Origin of the sequence: Alteromonas lipotrueae, from assembly GCF_019249255.1 — a bacterium.
Taxonomy (GTDB): domain Bacteria; phylum Pseudomonadota; class Gammaproteobacteria; order Enterobacterales; family Alteromonadaceae; genus Alteromonas; species Alteromonas lipotrueae.
On sequence record NZ_JAESDJ010000044.1, the window covers coordinates 1 to 920 of the forward strand.

The following is a 920-nucleotide window of genomic DNA, read 5'->3' on the forward strand; positions in this document are numbered from 1 at the left end:
GTTAGCCATCAAATGGAGTTGTCGATAGAATGAATGAAAAAGTTCTAGCTTTGGGTCAAAAATGTTTACGATTAGTGACATCAAACAAAATCACATCGAGCTTTCTTGGTGGTAAGCCACTAGTTGGAGGCCAGTTTGACTGGCCACGGAAAAATGACAAACCTCTTGGCTTTATCGGACAACTAGACTTAAAAGAAATCAATCCAGAAAAGGAAATAGATTGGCTACCTCAAATAGGTAGGCTTTTATTTTTCTATGATCTCGCAGAGTGGCCTTGGGGGTTTGACCCCAAAGATACTGGTGGTTGGGCAACAGTTTACGAAAATGGTAATTCTGACTTATACCCGTATGTATTGCCATCAGATCTTGATATGGAACACTTATCACCGTCAATCAAATACGTTAAGTCTGAAAGCTTTATTAGCTATCCCGACGGTCAAAGAGTGGACTTTGAATCTATTGGAATTTCAGAGGATGATGACGAAGAGTATTACGACTTCATCGATGAACATTTTGGCGATGAACCTCGTCACCAAATTGGTGGTTTTCCAAGTCCCATTCAAGGAGACTCAATGGAAGAAGACTGTCAGTTAGCTAGCGGAGGTGTTTATTGTGGTAACTCTGATGGCTACAACTCCAAGGAAGCTGAAAAGCTAAGAAGTGAATTACTCGATTGGAAGTTGCTTTTACAATTTGATTCTGATGATGAAATAGAAGCAATGTGGGGAGATATGGGGATGCTGTATTTTTGGGTAAGAGAAAGCGAAGCTAAGAATTGTGATTTCTCCAAGCCATGGTTGATTTTACAGTGTAGCTAAAATGGCTAACAAGCTGTTTAACAAGGACAAAATACAGTTGGCTTTTGCTCCTTCGTCGCTAAATTTTAGCCAACACTATTTTGCCTGTTAACAGGGCGTTAT

Annotated in this window: 1 protein-coding gene; it reads left to right on the forward strand. The window is 40.0% G+C overall.

Annotated features, from left to right (window positions below; all coding sequences use genetic code 11):
* Positions 1-29 precede the first annotated feature (29 nt).
* On the forward strand, positions 30-818 hold the full coding sequence (locus KYS23_RS20575) for a YwqG family protein (protein WP_218398132.1): 789 nt from the start codon (positions 30-32) through the stop codon (positions 816-818).
* Positions 819-920 lie beyond the last annotated feature (102 nt).